The sequence below is a fragment of the Gordonia rhizosphera NBRC 16068 genome (assembly GCF_000298195.1).
GTDB lineage: Bacteria > Actinomycetota > Actinomycetes > Mycobacteriales > Mycobacteriaceae > Gordonia > Gordonia rhizosphera.
In genome coordinates this window covers 1-18,460 of the sequence record NZ_BAHC01000023.1, presented here as the reverse complement: position 1 = coordinate 18,460, position 18,460 = coordinate 1, and the positions used below count along the sequence as shown (strand labels likewise).

Annotated in this window: 17 protein-coding genes; 12 read left to right on the top strand and 5 right to left on the bottom strand. The window is 67.6% G+C overall.

Annotated features, from left to right (window positions below; genetic code table 11):
- The first annotated feature begins 155 nt into the window (after positions 1 to 155).
- Positions 156 to 638, top strand: coding sequence for an acyl-CoA thioesterase (locus GORHZ_RS01940; RefSeq protein WP_006329874.1), 483 nt, complete (start codon positions 156 to 158; stop codon positions 636 to 638).
- Positions 635 to 1,330, top strand: coding sequence for a DUF8010 domain-containing protein (locus GORHZ_RS01935; RefSeq protein ID WP_006329873.1), 696 nt, complete (start codon positions 635 to 637; stop codon positions 1,328 to 1,330). Before GORHZ_RS01940 ends, GORHZ_RS01935 begins: the two co-directional genes overlap by 4 nt.
- Before the next feature lie 13 nt (positions 1,331 to 1,343).
- Here GORHZ_RS01935 and GORHZ_RS31505 read toward each other — a convergent pair whose 3' ends face one another.
- Positions 1,344 to 3,863 carry an alpha-amylase family glycosyl hydrolase gene (locus GORHZ_RS31505; RefSeq protein WP_006329872.1) on the bottom strand — a complete coding sequence of 840 codons (2,520 nt, stop codon included), beginning with the start codon at positions 3,861 to 3,863 and terminating at the stop codon, positions 1,344 to 1,346.
- Between the two features lie 69 nt (positions 3,864 to 3,932).
- The gene (locus GORHZ_RS01920) at positions 3,933 to 4,373 is read right to left on the bottom strand and encodes a globin (RefSeq protein WP_040529752.1); all 441 of its coding nucleotides are present in this window, start codon (positions 4,371 to 4,373) and stop codon (positions 3,933 to 3,935) included.
- Between the two features lie 159 nt (positions 4,374 to 4,532).
- Between GORHZ_RS01920 and GORHZ_RS01915 the strand changes: the two genes are divergently transcribed.
- From GORHZ_RS01915 to GORHZ_RS01905, 3 genes are all read left to right on the top strand, one after another.
- Entirely contained in the window at positions 4,533 to 5,180 is a 648-nt protein-coding gene (locus GORHZ_RS01915; protein ID WP_083877166.1) for an HNH endonuclease, read from the top strand.
- Positions 5,181 to 5,318: 138 nt separating this feature from the next.
- Complete coding sequence (gene ctaJ, locus GORHZ_RS01910; protein ID WP_006329869.1) at positions 5,319 to 5,567, top strand: aa3-type cytochrome oxidase subunit CtaJ; 249 nt, start codon at positions 5,319 to 5,321, stop codon at positions 5,565 to 5,567.
- Positions 5,554 to 6,048 carry a DUF5130 domain-containing protein gene (locus GORHZ_RS01905; protein WP_040529746.1) on the top strand — a complete coding sequence of 165 codons (495 nt, stop codon included), beginning with the start codon at positions 5,554 to 5,556 and terminating at the stop codon, positions 6,046 to 6,048. The genes ctaJ and GORHZ_RS01905 overlap by 14 nt, the downstream gene beginning before the upstream one ends.
- A gap of 85 nt (positions 6,049 to 6,133) precedes the next feature.
- On the opposite strand, the gene GORHZ_RS01900 is transcribed toward GORHZ_RS01905, so the two are convergent.
- Positions 6,134 to 7,549, bottom strand: coding sequence for a C4-dicarboxylate transporter DctA (locus tag GORHZ_RS01900; RefSeq protein WP_006329867.1), 1,416 nt, complete (start codon positions 7,547 to 7,549; stop codon positions 6,134 to 6,136).
- A gap of 147 nt (positions 7,550 to 7,696) precedes the next feature.
- On the opposite strand from GORHZ_RS01900, the gene GORHZ_RS01895 reads away from it, so the two are divergent.
- Entirely contained in the window at positions 7,697 to 9,298 is a 1,602-nt protein-coding gene (locus GORHZ_RS01895; RefSeq protein WP_040529743.1) for a sensor histidine kinase, read from the top strand.
- Positions 9,295 to 9,990: a response regulator gene (locus GORHZ_RS01890; RefSeq protein WP_006329864.1), complete on the top strand. Its 696-nt coding sequence runs from the start codon at positions 9,295 to 9,297 to the stop codon at positions 9,988 to 9,990. Before GORHZ_RS01895 ends, GORHZ_RS01890 begins: the two co-directional genes overlap by 4 nt.
- A gap of 15 nt (positions 9,991 to 10,005) precedes the next feature.
- On the opposite strand, the gene pepN is transcribed toward GORHZ_RS01890, so the two are convergent.
- Complete coding sequence (gene pepN / locus GORHZ_RS01885) at positions 10,006 to 12,591, bottom strand: aminopeptidase N (protein ID WP_006329863.1); 2,586 nt, start codon at positions 12,589 to 12,591, stop codon at positions 10,006 to 10,008.
- Between the two features lie 118 nt (positions 12,592 to 12,709).
- Between pepN and GORHZ_RS01880 the strand changes: the two genes are divergently transcribed.
- Positions 12,710 to 13,345, top strand: coding sequence for a mycothiol-dependent nitroreductase Rv2466c family protein (locus GORHZ_RS01880; protein WP_006329862.1), 636 nt, complete (start codon positions 12,710 to 12,712; stop codon positions 13,343 to 13,345).
- 8 nt (positions 13,346 to 13,353) lie between these two features.
- Here GORHZ_RS01880 and GORHZ_RS01875 read toward each other — a convergent pair whose 3' ends face one another.
- The gene (locus tag GORHZ_RS01875; protein WP_006329861.1) at positions 13,354 to 14,361 is read right to left on the bottom strand and encodes a M48 family metallopeptidase; all 1,008 of its coding nucleotides are present in this window, start codon (positions 14,359 to 14,361) and stop codon (positions 13,354 to 13,356) included.
- Between the two features lie 22 nt (positions 14,362 to 14,383).
- Here GORHZ_RS01875 and GORHZ_RS01870 point away from each other — a divergent pair, with 22 nt between their 5' ends.
- From GORHZ_RS01870 to sthA, 4 genes are all read left to right on the top strand, one after another.
- Positions 14,384 to 14,860, top strand: a complete 477-nt coding sequence (locus GORHZ_RS01870; RefSeq protein WP_006329860.1) for a ribose-5-phosphate isomerase — start codon at positions 14,384 to 14,386, stop codon at positions 14,858 to 14,860.
- Between the two features lie 24 nt (positions 14,861 to 14,884).
- A complete protein-coding gene (locus tag GORHZ_RS01865; protein ID WP_006329859.1) occupies positions 14,885 to 15,688 on the top strand; it encodes an Fpg/Nei family DNA glycosylase in 804 nt (267 codons plus the stop codon).
- A 94-nt stretch (positions 15,689 to 15,782) separates the two neighbouring features.
- Complete coding sequence (locus GORHZ_RS01860) at positions 15,783 to 16,709, top strand: PE-PPE domain-containing protein (RefSeq protein ID WP_006329858.1); 927 nt, start codon at positions 15,783 to 15,785, stop codon at positions 16,707 to 16,709.
- A 214-nt stretch (positions 16,710 to 16,923) separates the two neighbouring features.
- Positions 16,924 to 18,375 carry a Si-specific NAD(P)(+) transhydrogenase gene (gene sthA / locus GORHZ_RS01855; RefSeq protein WP_006329857.1) on the top strand — a complete coding sequence of 484 codons (1,452 nt, stop codon included), beginning with the start codon at positions 16,924 to 16,926 and terminating at the stop codon, positions 18,373 to 18,375.
- Positions 18,376 to 18,460 lie beyond the last annotated feature (85 nt).

Sequence of the window (18,460 nt, the reverse complement as noted above, 5' to 3'; positions counted from 1 at the left end):
CCTACCGAGAGTGGCTCGGTGGCAGGACGTGGAGCCAACCAGGAGACCGACCCCGCGTCAGCGGGCGACGCAGGAGGCTATGAAACGTCAACCCCGCACAACACCGCTGGTGTTGGTCAGACGGGGACCGCCGTCTCGCAAGGGACGGCTGCCTGATGACAGAGCACACTCACGTTTGCTCACCAGAAGGCAACGGAAGACGAACCGACACCGGCTACGTGGTCCAGGTTCCCGTGCGCTGGTCGGATATGGACGTCTACGCCCACATCAACCACGCGAGGATGGTCACCCTGATCGAGGAGGCACGGATTCCGTTTCTGTTCTACGACGGACGACCCACGGCCTCGTTACGGGAGGGATGTGTCGTCGCCGACCTGCATGTCCGCTACCGGGGGCAAGTACGCCACGACGAGGGCCCCATCGAGGTGACGATGTTCGTCGAGCAGGTGCGGGCCGTCGACTTCACGGTCGGCTACGAGGTCCGGCCCCGCGGTGGTGCCCCCGACAGCAGACCTGCCGTTACGGCGAGCACACAGCTCGTCGCCTTCGACGTCGCCGGGCAGCGGCTGCGGCGTCTGACGCCCGCCGAGAAGGACTACCTGGGCTCGTTCCGCCGAGTCGACGGGAAACTGCCATGACCTCCGCCGAACGGCACCTGACCCTCACCGGACCCGGCGACCGCGCCGACACGATAGCGTTCCTCGCCCGGGCGGTGCGACTCGACGAGACCGCGGTGGTCCGATTGACGACCCGGCCGGACGGACTGATCGCGCTCTGGGTCGGCACCGGATTCGACGTGCTGACCGGCCGGTCGGTGTTCGGTCGGCTGCGGCCCGACGACATCGTCTGCGACGCATCGACGTTGCGGGCCAACCTCGTGGCCGCCGCGCCGGGTGAACCCGTCGATCCCGGATTCCCACTCGACAGCGCGTGGCGCGGCGCCCTGCCCGCGACGACCGGGTTCGTCCACCTCGATGACGTCCCCGCCCGTGCGATCGTCGAATTGTCGCGTGGCGGAGCCCAACTCGCCCGTACCGAGGGCAGTGCCCACGGACCCGCGACCGGACTGCTCGACCAGGATGTCCTCGACGTGTCGTCGGCGGACGGCGGCACTCGGGTGGCGGTCTCGCTGCGGTCGGTATTCGCGCTCACCGCGATGGGATTCATCCGGGACGCCGACGGACACGAGGTCACCGACACCTCGTCCATCGATCGCATCGCACCCGACGAGCCGGTCCGGATCCGGGCCTCCGGCGCATGGATCCGGATCGACGCCCGCTACGGATCGGTCTTCGCGCGCCGCGAACGCCTGTCGATGACGACGGTGTAGGCGCCGCGGGCGCTCAGACCAGCCAGGCGGCAGAGTTGGGCGCCAGCTGACCGTCAATGAGCGGGTAGCTCGTCAACAGGATCTCCCCCGGCGGCAGCGCTACCGGCGCGCCACTGGTGTTCAGTGCGCAGATGAGATGTCCGACGGACCGGCGGAACGCGAGACAGCCTTCCGGAGCGCCGTACCACTCGACCGTGTCACCCTCGAACTCGCCACGGGCGTAGCGCAATTCGATCGCCTGCCGGTACAGCGACAACGTCGAGTCGACGTCCTCGAGCTGTGCCTCCACGGTGAATCGGGACCACGACTCGGGGATCGGGAGCCACGTGTCGGCGGTGGAGCTGAACCCGAAGGGCGGCTCGACACCCTCCCAGGGCAGCGGAACCCGACAGGCATCGCGTCCACGTTCGGTGTGGCCGGAACGTTCCCACACCGGATCCTGCAACGCCTCGTCGGGCAGATCGGCGTTGGGCAGGCCGAGCTCGGCCCCGTTGTAGATGAAGACCGAACCGGGTAGGGCCAGTTCCACCAGCAGCATCGCGCGGGCCCGCAGGATGCCGAGGTCGATGTCGATCTCGACCTCGTCGGCGGCCTCGTCCTCGACCGCAGCGGTGGTGGCGGCGGCCTCGGCCGCGATGTCGTCTTCGGCCTCGACCTCGTCTTCGGCCTCCGCGATCTCTTCGGCCTCGACCTCGTCCTCGGCTTCGACGACCTCGGCGGCGTCGAGTTCGTCGGCGGTTTCGGGTTCGTCGCCGGTCTCGGGCACCGCCTCGTTGGCGGCCTCGTCCGCAGACTCCGCAGACTCCGTCGCCTGCGCTGCCTCGGTGGCCTCTGGTGCCTCAATGGCTTTCGGGACGTCGGACTCGGTCGTGTCCTGGGATCGGGGCTCGGTCTCGTCCTCGACGGCTGCCACGGCCTCGACGTCCGCCACGGCCTCGACGTCCGCCACGGCCTCGACGTCCGCCGCGGCCTCGATCTCGGCCTCGTCACCGTTCTCCGGTACGGCCTCGGCGGCTGCTTCTTCGCCCGGTTCGCCGGTTGCCTCGCCACTCTCGAATGCCTCGTCACCCACGGGTTCGGTGAGGGCGGGCTCGTCGGAGTCGGACCGCGGATGCGCGATCCGCCCGTAGCGGGTGACCTCGCGGTCGACGTCGTGGTTCGACAGCGTCCAGGTGGGGGTGCCGCCCACCGACAGCACGGCCTCGAGCGAGTTCTCGATCGCTTCCCGGATGGACCTCGGATCGAACGTCGCTTTCGCGAGACGGAAGTTGAACCCCAGGTGCAGTTCGTCGGGTCGCAGGTACTCGGCGAACCGCTCGTTGTCGTCGACCCAGATCTCGCCGACATTCGCCGCGCCCGGGTACTGGTCGATCACCTTGCGGATCTTGCGATGGATCTCGTGGACGGCATAGTTGTTGAACCGCGGATCGTCGTCGTCGTTCTCCAGCAGTCCGACCGACTCGAGGTCCATGTCGGGCAGGTCGGCGGGTTTGGCCATGCCGTGCGCGACGTCGATGCGAAACCCGTCCACGCCCCGATCGAGCCAGAAACGCAAGGTCTTCTCGAGATCCTCGAAGACCTCGGGGTTCTCCCAGTTCAGGTCGGGCTGTTCGGGGGCGAAGATGTGCAGGTACCACTGTCCGGGCGTGCCGTCGGCCTCGGTCACGCGACGCCACGCCGGACCGCCGAAGACGCTGCGCCAATTGTTGGGCGGCTCGTCACCGTTCTCGCCGCGGCCCTCCCGGAAGATGTAGCGGGCCCGCTCCGGGCTGCCCGGTCCGGCGTCGAGCGCGGCGCGGAACCACGCGTGCTGGTCGCTGGTGTGGTTGGGCACCAGGTCCATGGTGACCCGGATGTCGCGGTCGTGGGCCTCGGCGATCAGCTCGTCGAAGATGGCGAGGTCGCCGAAGAGTGGGTCGATGTCGCGCGGGTCGGACACGTCATAACCATGATCGGCCATGGGGGAGCGCATGATCGGGCTCAGCCAGATCGCATCCACCCCGAGCAGTTCGAGGTAGCCGAGTTTGTCGATGACACCGGCGAGGTCGCCGATACCGTCCCCGCTCAGATCGGAGAAGGAACGCGGATAGATCTGATAGAAGATCGCGGATTTCCACCAGGTGTCGTTGCCCGGATCGAGTTGCGGCACCGCGACCGCCGGCACCGCGACCGCGGGTGCCTCGTCGGTGACGGACTCGTCGTCGGTCGGGGGCTCGTCGGCCTCGAGTTCGTTGGCGGCCTCGGGCTCGTCCACGGCCTCAACGTCGGTCTCAGGCTCGGCGTCGGGCTCGTCCACGATCCCGGACTCAACGTCGGTCTCGGGCTGGGCGTCGGGTTCGGGTTCGGTCTCGTCCACGGCGACGACCGCGTCATCGTCCTCGACATGCTCACCGGCCTCGTCGGTCACGGCGTCACCGGCCTTGTCACCGGCCGGCGAGTCCCCCTCGGCCTCTGTGAGCGCCGGGTCGGGCCCGCCGTCCGGGTCCGGTTCGGCGGGGACAACATCCGATGTCTCATCGCTCACCGTCGTCATTGTGCCCTACCTGTGTTTTCGATGAGAAGCACAGGTAGGGTCGGCGAGTCGCGAGACCGGCCCCGCGGGTCAGATCATCGAGTTCATCATCGAGTTCGCGGCCATCTCCATGTAGTCGGTCAGCGCGCGGCGGTGCACGTCGTCGAGGGTCGCGGAGTCGATCGACGCGATCGCGGTGTGCATGCAGCGCAGCCACGCGTCCCGCTCGATCGGCCCGATCGTGAACGGGTGATGACGCATCCGCAGGCGCGGATGGCCGCGTTCGTCCGAGTAGGTCCGGGGGCCGCCCCAGTACTGTTCGAGGAACATACGCAGCCGGCGTTCGGCCGGGCCGAGATCCTCCTCGGGATAGAGGGGCTTGAGCACCTCGTCGGCCGCGACTTCTTTGTAGAAGCGGGCCGTGATCTTGTGGAACGTCTCCGCACCGCCGACCTCGTCGTAGAACGTCTGCGCGGGCGTCGGGCTGTTGGGTTGGCTGCCGCCGGGGACTTCGGTACTCACCGTTCCCATTGTCCTGAGGTTTCCCGAGCGGCTCAACATCTCCTGTCCCGGGAGAAGAAGTCACCTGTCGTTTACCGAGGCGACCTGCGCTGACACGCAGAATTGTCGTGCAATAGTCGGTGTTCCGTGGTCAACTTGTCCTCGTCGGTGTGCAGGTGGGAGACACGTATGACGAGTAGGCGAGCAGGCACGGGCCCCGCGTCGGACGGTGTCGGAACACGGGTGCGACCCCTCACCACGCTGCCCGGCGGGCGCGGTCAGGTCCATTCCGATCCATCGGGCCAGCGGTCCCCGTCGATCTGGGGACGCCGGCGGGTGCTGCTGCTCAACGCCACCTACGAACCTCTCACGGCGGTCTCGCTGCGTCGCGCCATCGTGCTCGTGCTGCGCGAACGCGCCGATGTGGTGCACGCCGACGACGCCGGTCTGGCCGTGCACTCGGCGGATATCGCCGTACCCATCCCCTCGGTCATCCGGCTGCGGTCCTATGTCAAGGTTCCCTACCGGGCGGTCATCCCGATGACCCGGGCGGCGTTGATGCATCGCGATCGGTTCCGGTGCGGCTACTGTTCGGCGAAGGCGACGACCATCGACCACGTCGTGCCCCGCAGCCGTGGCGGCGGGCACACCTGGGAGAACTGCATCGCGTGTTGCGCGAGCTGCAATCACCGCAAGGCCGATCGACTGCTCAGCGAGCTCGGCTGGACGTTGCGGGTCGTGCCGTCCGCCCCGAAGGGCCGACACTGGCGCCTGCTGGCCACGGTCAAGGAAATCGACCCAGTCTGGTCGCAGTACATCGACGCCGGGGCGGCGTGAGCGCGCCCACCGCGACGTCTACGACGCACTGTAGGGGTCACCGCCCCCTGCACCCACTGTGTGGGCTAGATTGATCACACGACCTGCCGCGCAACCGCTCTGCAGGACGGCAGGTATGCAACAGAACGAAAGGGTGACATGGACAACCTGATCGTCATCATCGGAGTTCCCGTCACGATCCTCTGCGTGCTCGCAGCCGCGGCGTGCGTGGTCTCGATGGCCTTTGGTCACGGCCTCAAGCACCCGAAGGTCCAGGAATACACCCTCGACCAGCAGTGGGACCACGAGCCCCTGCTGTTCAGCGCGACCGACATCGAACCGATGACACTGGCGCGGCATGCGGAATCGACCGACGCGGACGGAGGCTCGGCAAGTGGCAAGTGGTGAGGTAAACACGGGACATCACGGCGCCGTCGCGGTCGCCGGCTCGACAAGTGCATTGCCGGTGGGAACGGTCGTCACCAACAGCGGACGGGTGTCCGCGACGCGGTTCCCGGGACAGGCGCCGACGACCCCGCCGTTCAGCCGTGAGGAACTGATCGGGCTCGACGACGCGCTCAAGGACGCCAGCGAGAAAGCCTTGGTGCGGTTCTCGGTCTACATCGGCGACCTCGGTCCGGATGCGGTTGCCGACGCCCGCAAGGTGCTGATGCGTGCGCCCGAGCCGGCCAACGGCGCACTGGTCGCCGTCTCGCCCAACACCAAGGAGACCGTCGTGGTGTCGGGTTCGGCAGTGGCCGACCGGGTCAACGACCGCGTCGCCCAGCTCGGTGTGACGGCCGCGATCACCAGCTTCCGGCAGGGAGACCTCATCGACGGATTGATCGCCGCCCTTCGGGTCATGTCGACCGCCGCCGCGGAATCCTGACGACCCGTTCCCCGACGAACCAGACGACTTCGGCCGCTCACCTCACGGTGAGCGGCCGAAGTCGTGTGTCGGGCGGTGTCGATCCTCAGTGCGCGACCGGGATGCGACGATCCGCGGTCGCGGCGGCGTCGGCCGGCAGGGCCTCGATCGGCTCGTCGTCGACCATGTCGCTCTCGTCGAACGGCGCCTGCCCGCTCAGCACCTCGTCCACCCGGGCCCGGTCGACGGTTCCCGTCCACGCCCCGACGAGCAGCGTGGCGACCGCGTTGCCGGAGAAGTTGGTGACCGCCCGCGCCTCCGACATGAACCGGTCGATACCCACGATGAGACCGACACCGTCGAGCATCTCGGGCCGGTGGGCCTGCAGGCCGCCGGCGAGCGTGGCGAGCCCCGCACCACTGACACCCGCGGCACCCTTGGACGCGATGATCATGAACGCCAGCAGGCCGATCTGCTCGGGAATCGACAGCGGGTCGCCCAGGGCGTCGGCGATGAACAGCGATGCCATGGTCAGGTAGATGGCGGTGCCGTCCAGGTTGAACGAATAGCCGGTCGGCACGACGACACCGACGGTGGTCTTCTGCACGCCGAGGTGCTCCATCTTCGCGATCAGCCGGGGGAGCGCGGACTCAGACGACGACGTCGCGAAGATCAGCAGGTACTCGCGGGCGAGGTAGCGGACGAGCCGGAAGATCGACACCCCGGCGAAGGCGCGCAACATCGCGCCCAGCACGCCGAACACGAACAGCGCACACGTGATGTAGAACGCCAGCATCAGGATGAGCAGCTGCTGCACGGCCGCCCAGCCGGTCTGGCCGACGACGCCGGCGATCGCACCGAATGCGCCGATCGGGGCCACCCACAGGATCATCGACAACACCTTGAAGACCAGCTTCTGGAAGTAGGAGACCGCGACCAGGATCGGTTCGCCGGTGCGTCCCATCGCCTGGATCGCGAAGCCCACCAGCAGTGCCACGAACAGCGCCTGCAGGACATTGCCCTCGGTCAGCGACGACAGCAATGAGGTCGGGATGATGTGTTCGATGAATGCCATCGTCCCGCCGGACTCGTGGGACTTCGCCGCCAGCTCGGCGCCCTTGCCGGCCACCGAGTCGATGTTGAGGCCGTCTCCGGGCTTGATCAGGTTGCCGACGACGAGACCGATCCCCAGAGCGACGGTCGACATGACCAGGAAGTAGACGAAGGCCAGTCCGCCGACCTTGCCGACCGTCGCGGCCTTGCGGACCGAACCGATGCCGAGCACGATCGTGCAGAAGATCACCGGGGCGATCATCATCTTGATGAGACTGACGAACATGCTGCCCAGGACGGCGAGGTCCTTGCCGAGCTGCGGCGCGACCAGGCCGACCACGACACCGCCGATGACGGCACCGATGACGGCGACGTAGAGCCAGTGGGTGCGGTCCTTCTTCTTCGCGATCGCCGGGATGTCGGCGGTGGACGCCGCCCCTGGATCGATCGCTCTCCGTCGCAGATTCATCGAACTTCCTCTCGTTGCCGCATCGGGACACCGTGTGTACTTGCCGGTGTTTGGATTGTGGGGTGAAGTCGTGACGCGGGTCACGGTTGAGTTCGTTTCGTTCACCGCAACACGGGAACGTCAACGGGTGAGGAGTCGGACGTGCGGATGCGCAGGATGCGACCGCGGACGTTGGCGGGGCAGGCGTTCGCGTGGCTGTTGGCCATGGTCGCGGTGATCGTGATCAGCGGCAGTGTGCTCGCGGTGCTCGACGCGCGGGTCGACGCCGAGCACGAGGCCCGCCAGGAGGTCGAGGCGGTCGCGGTGAGCCTGGCCACCGCGCCGTCGACCGCGGCGGCGCTGACGTCGAGTGATCCGACCACGATCCTGCAACCCATGGCCGAGCAGGTACGGGGTGAGACGGGCGTCGCCTTCATCACGATCATGGGGCCAGACGGCACCCGGTATACACACCCCGACCCGTCGCTGATCGGGCAGCACTACATCGGATCGGTGGACCAGGCGCTCCGCGGCGAGGTCTACACGGAGACGTTCACCGGCACGCTCGGGCCGTCGGTCCGCACCATCGCGCCGGTTCGTGCGCCCGACGGCCGCATTGTCGGGCTCGTCTCGGCCGGCATCACGCTCGAATCGCTCACCGCGGGTTGGCTCGCCCAACTGCCGCTCATCATCACGATCGCGGCTGCCGCGCTGCTGACGGCGGGGGCGGGCCTGTGGCTGATCCGCCGGCGACTCTTGCATCAGACCGGTGGGCTCGCGCCGCGGGAACTGCGGCTGATGTACGAGCATCACGATGCGGTGCTGCACGCCATCCGGGAGGGGGTGGTGGTCACCGAGGGCGGGCGGGCCGTGCTGGCGAACGACGAGGCGCGACGGTTGCTCGACGACGTCGGTGAGGCCGATTCCACGGGCGACGGGGTGCGCCTACCCGAGTTCCTCAGCGGGGGCGACGAGCCCATCGTCGACCACGTCTACGCCGAGGCCGGGCGGACGTTGATGGTCAGTCGGTCCCCGGTCCCCGGCGAGCGCGGTTCCTCGGTGGTGACGTTGCGCGACCGAACCGAATTGTCGGAGGCGATGGGCGAACTCGACTCGATGCGCGGGTTCGCGGAGGCTCTGCGGTCGCAGGCACACGAATCGGCGAACCGGCTGCACACCATCGTCGCGCTGATCGAGATGGGCCGCAGCGAGGAGGCGGTCCGCATGGCGACGACCGACCTCGAGGTGTCCCAGGATCTCATCGACCGGATCGACGAGACGATCGGCGAACCCGCGATCGGGGCGCTGCTCCTGGGTAAGATCGCGCAGGCGGCCGAACGCGGAATAGCGCTGACGGTCACCGACGACTCCCGGTTGCCGGGCGACGGAGCGACGCAGGCGTTGCCGGTCGGCGAGATGATCACCGTGCTGGGCAATCTGATCGACAACGCGCTCGACGCGTGCGACCCCGACGACCCGTGGGTGGAGGTGACGGTGGTGGGGGACGCGACGACGCTGAGCATCGTCGTCGCCGACAGCGGACCCGGAATGGACCCCGACGAGTTCACCCGCGCCCAGACCCGTGGCTACACGACCAAGGCCGGTGGTGACGCGGCCGGGCGGGGCCTCGGCCTCGCGCTCGTGGCACAGGTCGTCGGCCGCCGCCACGGCACGATCACGGCCGAGCAGACCTACGGATCGGTGATCACGGTGACGGTCGGGGACACCGGCGGCGGCAACGATTCGGCACGATTCCAGGTGCAATCATGATCCGCGTGCTGATCGTCGAGGACGACCCGGTGATCGCGACGGCCAATCGTGAATACCTCTCGCGGGTAGGCGGATTCGATGTCGTGGCGGTGGTGGGTACCGCGCGCGAGGCGCTGCGCGTCGCATCGTCGTCGGCGGCGGCGGGCACACCGATCGAACTGGTGCTGCTCGATCTCGGCCTTCCCGACGCCCACGGTGTGGATCTGGCGTCCGCGTTGTCTGGGGTGCGGCCCGGCCCCGACATCATCGCCATCACCGCGCGCCGAGACCTCCCGACCGTCCGGCGCGCGATGTCACACGGCGTGCTGCTGTATCTGTTGAAGCCGTTCACCTACGCCGCGTTCGCCGAGAAGATCCGGCAGTACCGCGGGTACCGGGAGGCGCTCGGCGGACAGACCGATGCGGTCAGTCAGCGTGACGTGGACCGGGCCCTGGCCGAACTACGGACCAGCGACGCCCGGCGCACCGCGAAGAAGGGCGCCGCACCCGAGACCGAGGACGCGGTCGCCCGCGCTGTGCGCGACAGCACCGGCGGACTGACCGCGTCGGAAGTTGCCACCACCCTGGGGATCTCCCGGGTCACGGCATGGCGGTACCTGGAACGGATGGCTGAGGACGGCACGGTGGAACGGATGACGGAGTACGGCAACACCGGTCGCCCCCAGGTGCGCTACCGCTGGCGCAGTCGCTGACCCGGGGCCGTCACGTCACTGCCGAGCGTCGAACTCCCGCGCCCGCAGCGATCGGGCCACAGTGTCCCGACCTTCGGAGATGAGCCGTTTGAGCGCAGGTGGATGATCGCCCGCGAGGAACTCGTCGGCGGCCGCGAGACCGTCTGCGTTGATCGCCCAGTGCGGATACAGACCCACCACTACGGTCTGCGCGACCTCACTCGATCGGCGCGCCCAGATGTCGGGCACCGCTGCGAAGTATTTCGCCACGTACTCGCCGAGCAACTCGGATTGTCCGGGACGCGCGAATCCCTCGATCATCGTGCGGGTGTAGATGTTCGAGAGCGAGTCCTCCTCGGTGGCCTGCCGCCAGGCCTCGGCCTTCGCCTCCGGAAGCGGTCGCGACGATCGCGCGGCGGCGGCCTGACGTGCGCCCGCCGCGGTGTTGTCGCGCGCCGCCTCGGCGTCGATCACCGGCGAGGTGGCCGGGTCGGTGTCGATGACACCCGCAGAGGCCAACGCCCGTACCAGCTTCCAGCGCATGTCGGTGTCGATGACCAGGCCGGCCAGATCGTGTTCGGCCGGGTCGTCGCCGTCGAGCAGACTCCGGACGACGGGCACCTGATCGTCGTTCAGCTTGCCGGCCAGGAGGGTGTTGACGAACGCGAGTTGGTGATCGGATCCCGACTCGGATGACCGCGCCATCTCGAGAAGACGGGCGCTGAATGTCGAACGTCCCGTCGCGGCCACCCATGCCGGATCGGCGTAGGCCTCGATGGCACTCGTCGCCTGCATCAGAACACGCTGCACCACACCGATTTCGGATTCGCCGGCGATACCGCGCTGTACCAGCGCGGCGAAATCCCGGGCGGCCATCTCGGCTTGTCGCGTCATCTCCCAGGCCGCCGACCAGACCAATGTGCGTGGCATCGAGTCGGTGATGTCGCCGATCCGGGAGGTGGCGGTGGACAAGGACTGCGGGTCGAGGCGAACCGAGGCGTAGGTGAGATCGTCGTCGTTGAGCAGGATCAGCGCGCCGCGCCCGACTCCGACGAGCTCTGGCACGTCCGTGCGATCACCCTCGACGTCGAGCTCCACACTTTTCACGCGTTCGAGTGCGCCCGATCCGTTGTCGTCATACACCCCCACCCGGAGGCGGTGAACTCGCGTCTCGCCGGCACCCGGTGCCGCGCCGTCCTGGACGACCGTGAACCGGGTGAACTTGCCCGCGGCGTCGATGTCGAAGTCCGCGCGCATGACGTTGATCCCGGTGGTCCGCAGCCACTGACTGCCCCAGTCGGACAGGTCACGTCCCGATGACTTCTCCAGTGCGTCAAGTAGATCCGAGAACGAGGCGTTCCCGAACTTGTGCGCCGAGAAGTAGTCGCGGAGGCCGGCGAGGAAATCCTCGAGTCCGACGTAGGCGACCAACTGCTTGAGCACCGACGCACCCTTGGCGTAGGTGATGCCGTCGAAGTTGACCTCGACCGCGGCAATGTCGGGGATGTCGGCGGCCACTGGGTGGGTGGACGGCAGCTGGTCCTGTCGATACGCCCAGGACTTCTCGACGTTCGCGAACGTCGTCCACGCACTGGTGTACTCGGTTGCCTCCGACTGGCACAGCACAGACGCGAAGGTGGCGAAGGATTCGTTGAGCCACAGGTCATCCCACCACTGCATGGTGACCAGGTCGCCGAACCACATGTGCGCCATCTCGTGCAGCACCGTCTCGGCCCGACGTTCGTAGAGGTACTTGGTGACCCGCGACCGGAAGACGTAGTCCTCCAAGAAGGTGACGGCGCCGGCGTTCTCCATGGCGCCCGCGTTGAACTCCGGTACGAAGAGCTGGTCGTACTTGCCAAAGGCGTACGGGATGCCGAAGTTCTTGTGATAGAAGCCGAATCCCTGCTTGGTCTCGGTGAACAGCCGTTCGGCGTCCATATGCTCGGCAAGCGAGGCTCGGCAGTAGATGCCGAGCGGGATCGTGCCGTGATCGTCGCTGTAGGCGTCGGTCCACTCGGCGTACGGGCCGGCGATGAGCGCGACGAGATAGGTGCTCATCAGTGGTGTCTCGCGGAACCGATGAATGCCGGGCTCGGCGGCGGCGGTGTTGACCACCGCGGCGTTGGAGATCACCTTCCAGTCCTCGGGAGCGGTGACCGTGATCGTGTAGGTGGCCTTCAGGTCGGGCTGGTCGAAGCAGGCGAACATGCGCTTGGCGTCGGCGGTCTCGAACTGCGAATAGAGGTAGACCGATTCGTCGGTCGGGTCGACGAATCGGTGCAGACCCTCACCGGTGTTCGAATAGGCGCAGTCGGCGACCACTGTGAGCGTGTTCTCGGCGGCCAATGACGGCAGCGCGATGCCGACGGACTCGTCGAAATCGGATACATCGAGGTCGGCGCCGTTGAGCGTCGCCGAGACCAGGTTGGGCGCGACCAGGTCGATGAAGGTCTCCGCCCCCGCCGTCGCGGTGAACGTCACGGTCGTCACCGACCGGAAGGTGTTGACGCCGGGCGCCCCGTTGCCGTCGGTGAGGTCGAGTTCGATCGAGTAGTTGTCGACGCCGATCGTCGCGGCACGCTCACGTGCTTGGTCTCGGGTCAGATTGGGAGCAGTCACAGTCGGAACATCCAGCCTCTCGGATCACGAATTCGTTGTCAGCTTATCGGGAATGCCCGCCCGGGAATCCGGTTGTACCTACCGTCATGGTTTGTTAGCTCAACGAAAGGTCGTGCACATGTCGGCAGAACCACAGGCGACCCCGAACCGGGAACATGATCGTGTGGACTTCTGGTTCGACCCGCTGTGCCCGTGGTGCTGGATCACCTCGCGCTGGATCCTCGAGGCCGAGCAGGTGCGCCCGATCGACGTCAACTTCCACCTGATGAGCCTCGCCGTCCTGAACGAGAACAAGGACATCCCGGACGAGTATCGCGAAAAACTCAAGGATGCCTGGCGCCCGGTGCGGGTCATCGCCGCCGGGGTCGCACAGGTCGGGGACGAGATCCTGGGGCCGATCTACACCGCGATGGGCACCCGTATCCACGACAAGGCCATCTCGGACCTCGACCGGGTCATCGCCGAATCGCTGGTGGAACTGGGCCTCGATCCGGCTCTGGCGTCGGCCGCGGAAACCGGCGAGCTCGACGACTGGATCCGGACCAGCCATCACGAGGGGATGGACAAGGTCGGCGACGACGTCGGGACGCCGACGATCCACGTCAATGGCGTCGCCTTCTTCGGCCCGGTGCTGGCGCGGATTCCGCGCGGCGAGACCGCCGGCACCGTGTGGGATGGCGCGGTCGCGCTGGCGTCCTACCCGCATTTCTACGAACTCAAGCGCAGCCGGACCGAGGGCCCGCAGTTCGACTGAGGGTTCCCTCAGATCTTCGGCGGCATCTGCAGCCCGTTGGGCATCGAGCCCGCGGGTAGCGCGGCGGGATGTTCGGGCGGTGAGATCGGCGTGACGTTTCCGCTGCCCACGCCGCGCACGATCGTTTTCGGCCGGAACAGCATCGCGCCGGCGCGAGTGCGGTCACGCAGCGCGGCCGCCCGCCAGGTGAGCACCGGATGGGAGGCCAGGGAGTTGACCGCCCAGGTGAAGAGGCCCCGTTCATGGGTGGCGCGGTCGGCGAACTGGTCGAAATCCACTGCGGAGAGCATGTACTTTCCGGCCGCGAGCACCCCGATCACACCGGGGGCGCCCGACGGGCGTGTGTAGTAGCCGTAGTTGTCGGCCGTGTACTCCTGCGCGCGCGACAGCGCCGACCCGAGGAAGGGGATGCCCATTCCCACGCCGGTGGCGAGCTGACGCCAGTACGACGTGTGCCCGGCTGCGATGTGCCCGATCTCGTGTCCGATGATGAACTCGAGTGCGTCCGGGTTTCGTGCACGACCGCCCACTTCGAACAGATCCGAGTACACGACGACGTAACGTCGGAATCCGTGGCCGGACGCGAACGCGTTGATCATGCCGTTGCCGAGCACCACGTAGGCGTCGGGGACGTACTCCAGGCCGTACCTCGCGGCTGCCTCCACGACCATCCGGTGGCCCTCCGGGAACTGGGTGGGCGTCATCTGCACGCCGTTCACCCGGGGGCTCGCGTAGGTCAGACCGCGGATCAGCATCAGGATCAGCGGTGCGGCGAGCAGCGCCAGGAAGATGTCGCTGAAGTCGCCCAGCACCACCAGCATGATGATCAGCAGGTATCCGAGCAGTGTGGCCGCGATGACCATCACCAGCATCGGGATCTCCCATGGATGCAGCCGCGGGCGCATCGCGTAGGGCGCCGGCGGTAGCCAGAACGCACCGGGCTCCGGGGCCGGGCGGTCGGACGGGGCGGAGTCGGCGACTCCGGGGACGTTGGGGATCGGCGATTGTGCGTCCACACGACCAATCTATAGTGGCGCCATGCGTGTCTACCTCGGTGCCGACCATGCCGGATTCGAATTGAAGAACACGATCGCAGACCATCTGAAGGCTGCCGGACATGACGTCGTCGACTGCGGCGCTCACGTCTACGACGCCCAGGACGACTACCCGGCGTTCTGCATCGATGCCGCGGCTCGTACCGTCGCCGATCCGGGCAGCCTCGGCATCGTGTTGGGGGGCAGCGGAAACGGGGAACAGATCGCCGCCAACAAGGTGCCGGGTGCGCGCTGCGCATTGGCGTGGAGCGTGGAGACCGCCCAGTTGGCGCGTCAGCACAACAACGCTCAGCTGATCGGTATCGGCGGACGTATGCACACCCCCGAGGAAGCACTGGCCATCGTCGACGCCTTCATCTCGACCCCATGGTCCGAGCAGGCCCGCCATCAGCGGCGCATCGACATCCTCGCCACCTACGAGCGCACCCACGAGGCGCCGCCGGTTCCCGGACGGGACTGAGCCCGGCCGAGGTCGTCGTCGTCCGTGCCCGAAGGACATACCCTCCACCGTCTCGCCCGTCGCCAACAGCGCGTGTTCGGCGGCCGACCGGTGCGTGTGACCAGCCCGCAGGGCCGCTTCGCCGACGGTGCCGCCGCACTCGACGGGCTGGTGTTCGCCAAGGCCGAGGCGTGGGGAAAACATCTCATCCAGCACTACGGCCCGCGCGGGCAGCGGCGGATGCTGCACGTCCATCTCGGCCTCTACGGGGCCTTCGCGGAGTTGCCGGCACCGATGGGGGAGCCGGTGGGACAGGTGCGCCTGCGGATCGAGGGCGCCGAGATGGGTACCGACCTGCGGGGGCCCACCGCCTGCGAGCTCTACACGCCCGCCGACCTCGAGGCGCTGGTCGCCCGGCTCGGCCCGGATCCGCTGCGTTCCGACGCGGATCCGCAGCGGGCGTGGGCGGCGATCTGCCGGTCGCGCCGACCGATCGGCGCGCTGTTGATGGATCAGCGGGTGATCGCCGGGGTCGGCAACGTCTATCGCGCCGAGGTGCTCTTTCGCGCCGGGATCGATCCGCATCGGGAAGGACGGGCGATCTCGAGGCCGGAATTCGACGAGATCTGGTCGGACCTCGTGGCGTTGATGAAGGTCGGCGTGCGTCGTGGTCGCATCCATGTGATCCGTCCCGAGGATGACCACGGCGCACCGTCGTATGCCGCGGATCGTCCGCGCACCTACGTCTATCGACGACACGGCGAGCCCTGCCGGATCTGTGGGACCGCGGTGGCGATCGGCGAGCTCGACGGTCGCAAGCTCTATTGGTGCCCGGACTGTCAGCGCTGAACTGTCAGCCCTGACGGGCTGGGGAGTCGCACATCACAGCCGACACTCAGTCGCTTCCGTGGCCGTTCACACCGCGGGCGGGGACCATGGGGTCATGGGTGGGCGGACACAATCAACGGAGCCGGCCGAGCCCCGGGTCACCGTGCTGGCGGTCGGCGGTACGGGGGAGTCGTCGGTTGGTGACACGCGTACATCGGTGAGTGGGATGCTCGCCGGTGTCACCGCCGCCCTCGACGAACGATTCGACTGCCGATGGGTGGCCTATCCGGCCAGCTACGGCCCCGCACCCCGCCTGGACGGGATGAGCTATATGCGGTCGCTGACCCAGGGCGGCCGTAATCTGCGGCGCGCGCTCGACGACACGGTCGGCCCGGTCATGCTGATCGGGTATTCGCAGGGTGCGGTGGTGATCCGTAACACCCTGCACGACCTGTGGCGGGCCGGCGACCCGGTGCTCGAACGGGTGTCGGCGATCGGCTTCGTCGCCGATCCGCATCAGCCGCCGGGTGCCGTCGCGGGATGCGCCGGCTGGGGTCTGGCCGGCCCGGGACCCGATCTGCCACCAGGGATTCCGGCGCACTGGGTCGGTATACCCGACGACGCGATCTGTAACGCGAGTTCCGACTCGCTGCTGCGGGATCTCGCGGACCTCACGGCCGCGATGGCGTTCGGACGGCTCGGCGACTGGGCATCAGCGCTCTGGAACATGCTGCGCAGCAATGCTTTCCAGAACGCTTCCCGAACAGGGTTGGGGCTGGCGCAGATGCGCCACGATGTGGCACGGATGAGTTCGGCGCTACGCGAGGTGCTCGGCTACCTACCGGGGATCATCGTCTGGCGCAGCGTCGTGGTCCGCAACCGGTCCGGCGGACGGCATACGTCCTACGCGCGCGAGCCGTACCGTCACGCACCCGTCACCGATCCCGAGACCACCGGCTGTGAGTCGCTGGCCGGGTGGTTGCAGGTCTGCGCGACCTTCGCCGGTTTCGGGTGCGCGGACGTCGCACGGGAGTGCGCCTGACCTCATCGTCGAGCGTGCGCGCCCGATCGTCGAGCGTGCACGATCGACGGGTGGGCGTGCACGGTCGACGTCGCGGTGACGACCCGAAGATTCCGGTGGTGTTAAATCCCGTCGAAACCCTGCGCTTTCGAGTCGTGCCCGACGGCGCGGCGGGTGAGACTGATCTCTGGGCATTTACGCCCGTTCGCGTACCCATCGAGCGGAGACAGCCACCGTGAATCATTTCGACATCGTCGTCATCGGCTCCGGCCCGGCAGGGCAGAAGGCCGCTATCGCCGCCGCCAAGCTCGGCAAACGAGCCGCGATCGTCGAACGCCGGGACATGGTCGGCGGCGTCTGCATCAATACCGGCACGATCCCGTCCAAGACGTTGCGGGAGGCGGTCCTGTACCTGACCGGACTCAACCAGCGCGAACTCTACGGGCAGTCCTATCGGCTGAAATCGGATATCACCGTCACCGATCTGTCCGCCCGGACGATGCACGTCGTCGGCAAGGAGATCGACGTCATCCAGAGTCAGCTGTCGCGTAACTCGGTGACGATGTTCATCGGGAGCGCGTCGTTCGTCGGCGACCACGAGATCGCCATCGAGGACGCCACCGGGGACCTCAAGCGGGTCACCGCAGATCATTTCGTCATCGCGGTCGGCACCCGTCCGGCCCGTCCGGCCAGCGTCGAGTTCGACGGCACGACCGTCGTCGATTCCGATCAGATCCTGAATCTCGATCGGGTCCCCGGGTCGATGGTCGTCGTCGGTGCCGGGGTGATCGGCATCGAATACGCGTCGATGTTCGCCGCGCTCGGCAGCAAGGTCACGGTCATCGAGCAGCGGCCGACGATGCTCGACTTCTGCGATCGGGAGATCGTCGAGGCCCTCCAGTATCAGCTCCGCGAGCGCGGGGTGACGTTCCGGTTCGGTGAACACGTCAAGACGGTCGAGACCCACCCGTCGGGGACGCTCACCATCCTGGAATCCGGCAAGAAGATCCCGGCGGACACCGTGTTGTATTCGGCCGGGCGGCAAGGCGTCTCCGACGAGCTGCGGGTCGAGGCGGCCGGACTGACCGCCGATTCGCGTGGCCGGCTCAAGGTGGACGAGAACTTCCGCACCGAGGTCGAGCACATCTACGCCGTCGGCGACATCATCGGCTTCCCGGCGCTCGCCGCGACGTCCATGGAACAGGGACGGCGGGCCGCCTACCACGCCTTCGACGAACCGGTCGGTGCGACGGACGCCGACCTACAGCCCATCGGCATCTACGCGATCCCGGAGATAAGTTTCGTCGGGCGCACCGAGGACCAGTTGACCGCGGCGAACATCCCGTTCGAGGTCGGGGTGGCGAGGTACCGCGAACTCGCGCGGGGCGCCATCATGGGCGACTCCTATGGGCTGTTGAAATTGCTGGTGCACGCCGAGGACCGCACGCTGCTCGGGGTCCACGCGTTCGGCAGCAACGCCGCCGAACTGGTGCACATCGGTCAGACCGTGATGGGTTTGTCCGGCACGGTCGACTACCTGGTGGACGCGGTCTTCAACTATCCGACGCTCGCCGAGGGCTACAAGGTTGCAGCACTCGACGCGGTGAACAAGATGCGGGCGATCGCCCGGGTCCGCTCCACGGGGCACCGCCTCGATCTCGACGCCGGCGAGGCCGCGGTCAGCTGATATCGCCCCCGAAGCCGGGGCGCGGCGGACGGGACGACAGACGACGAAGGGCCCGGTCCTGATCGGACCGGGCCCTTCGAGGTTC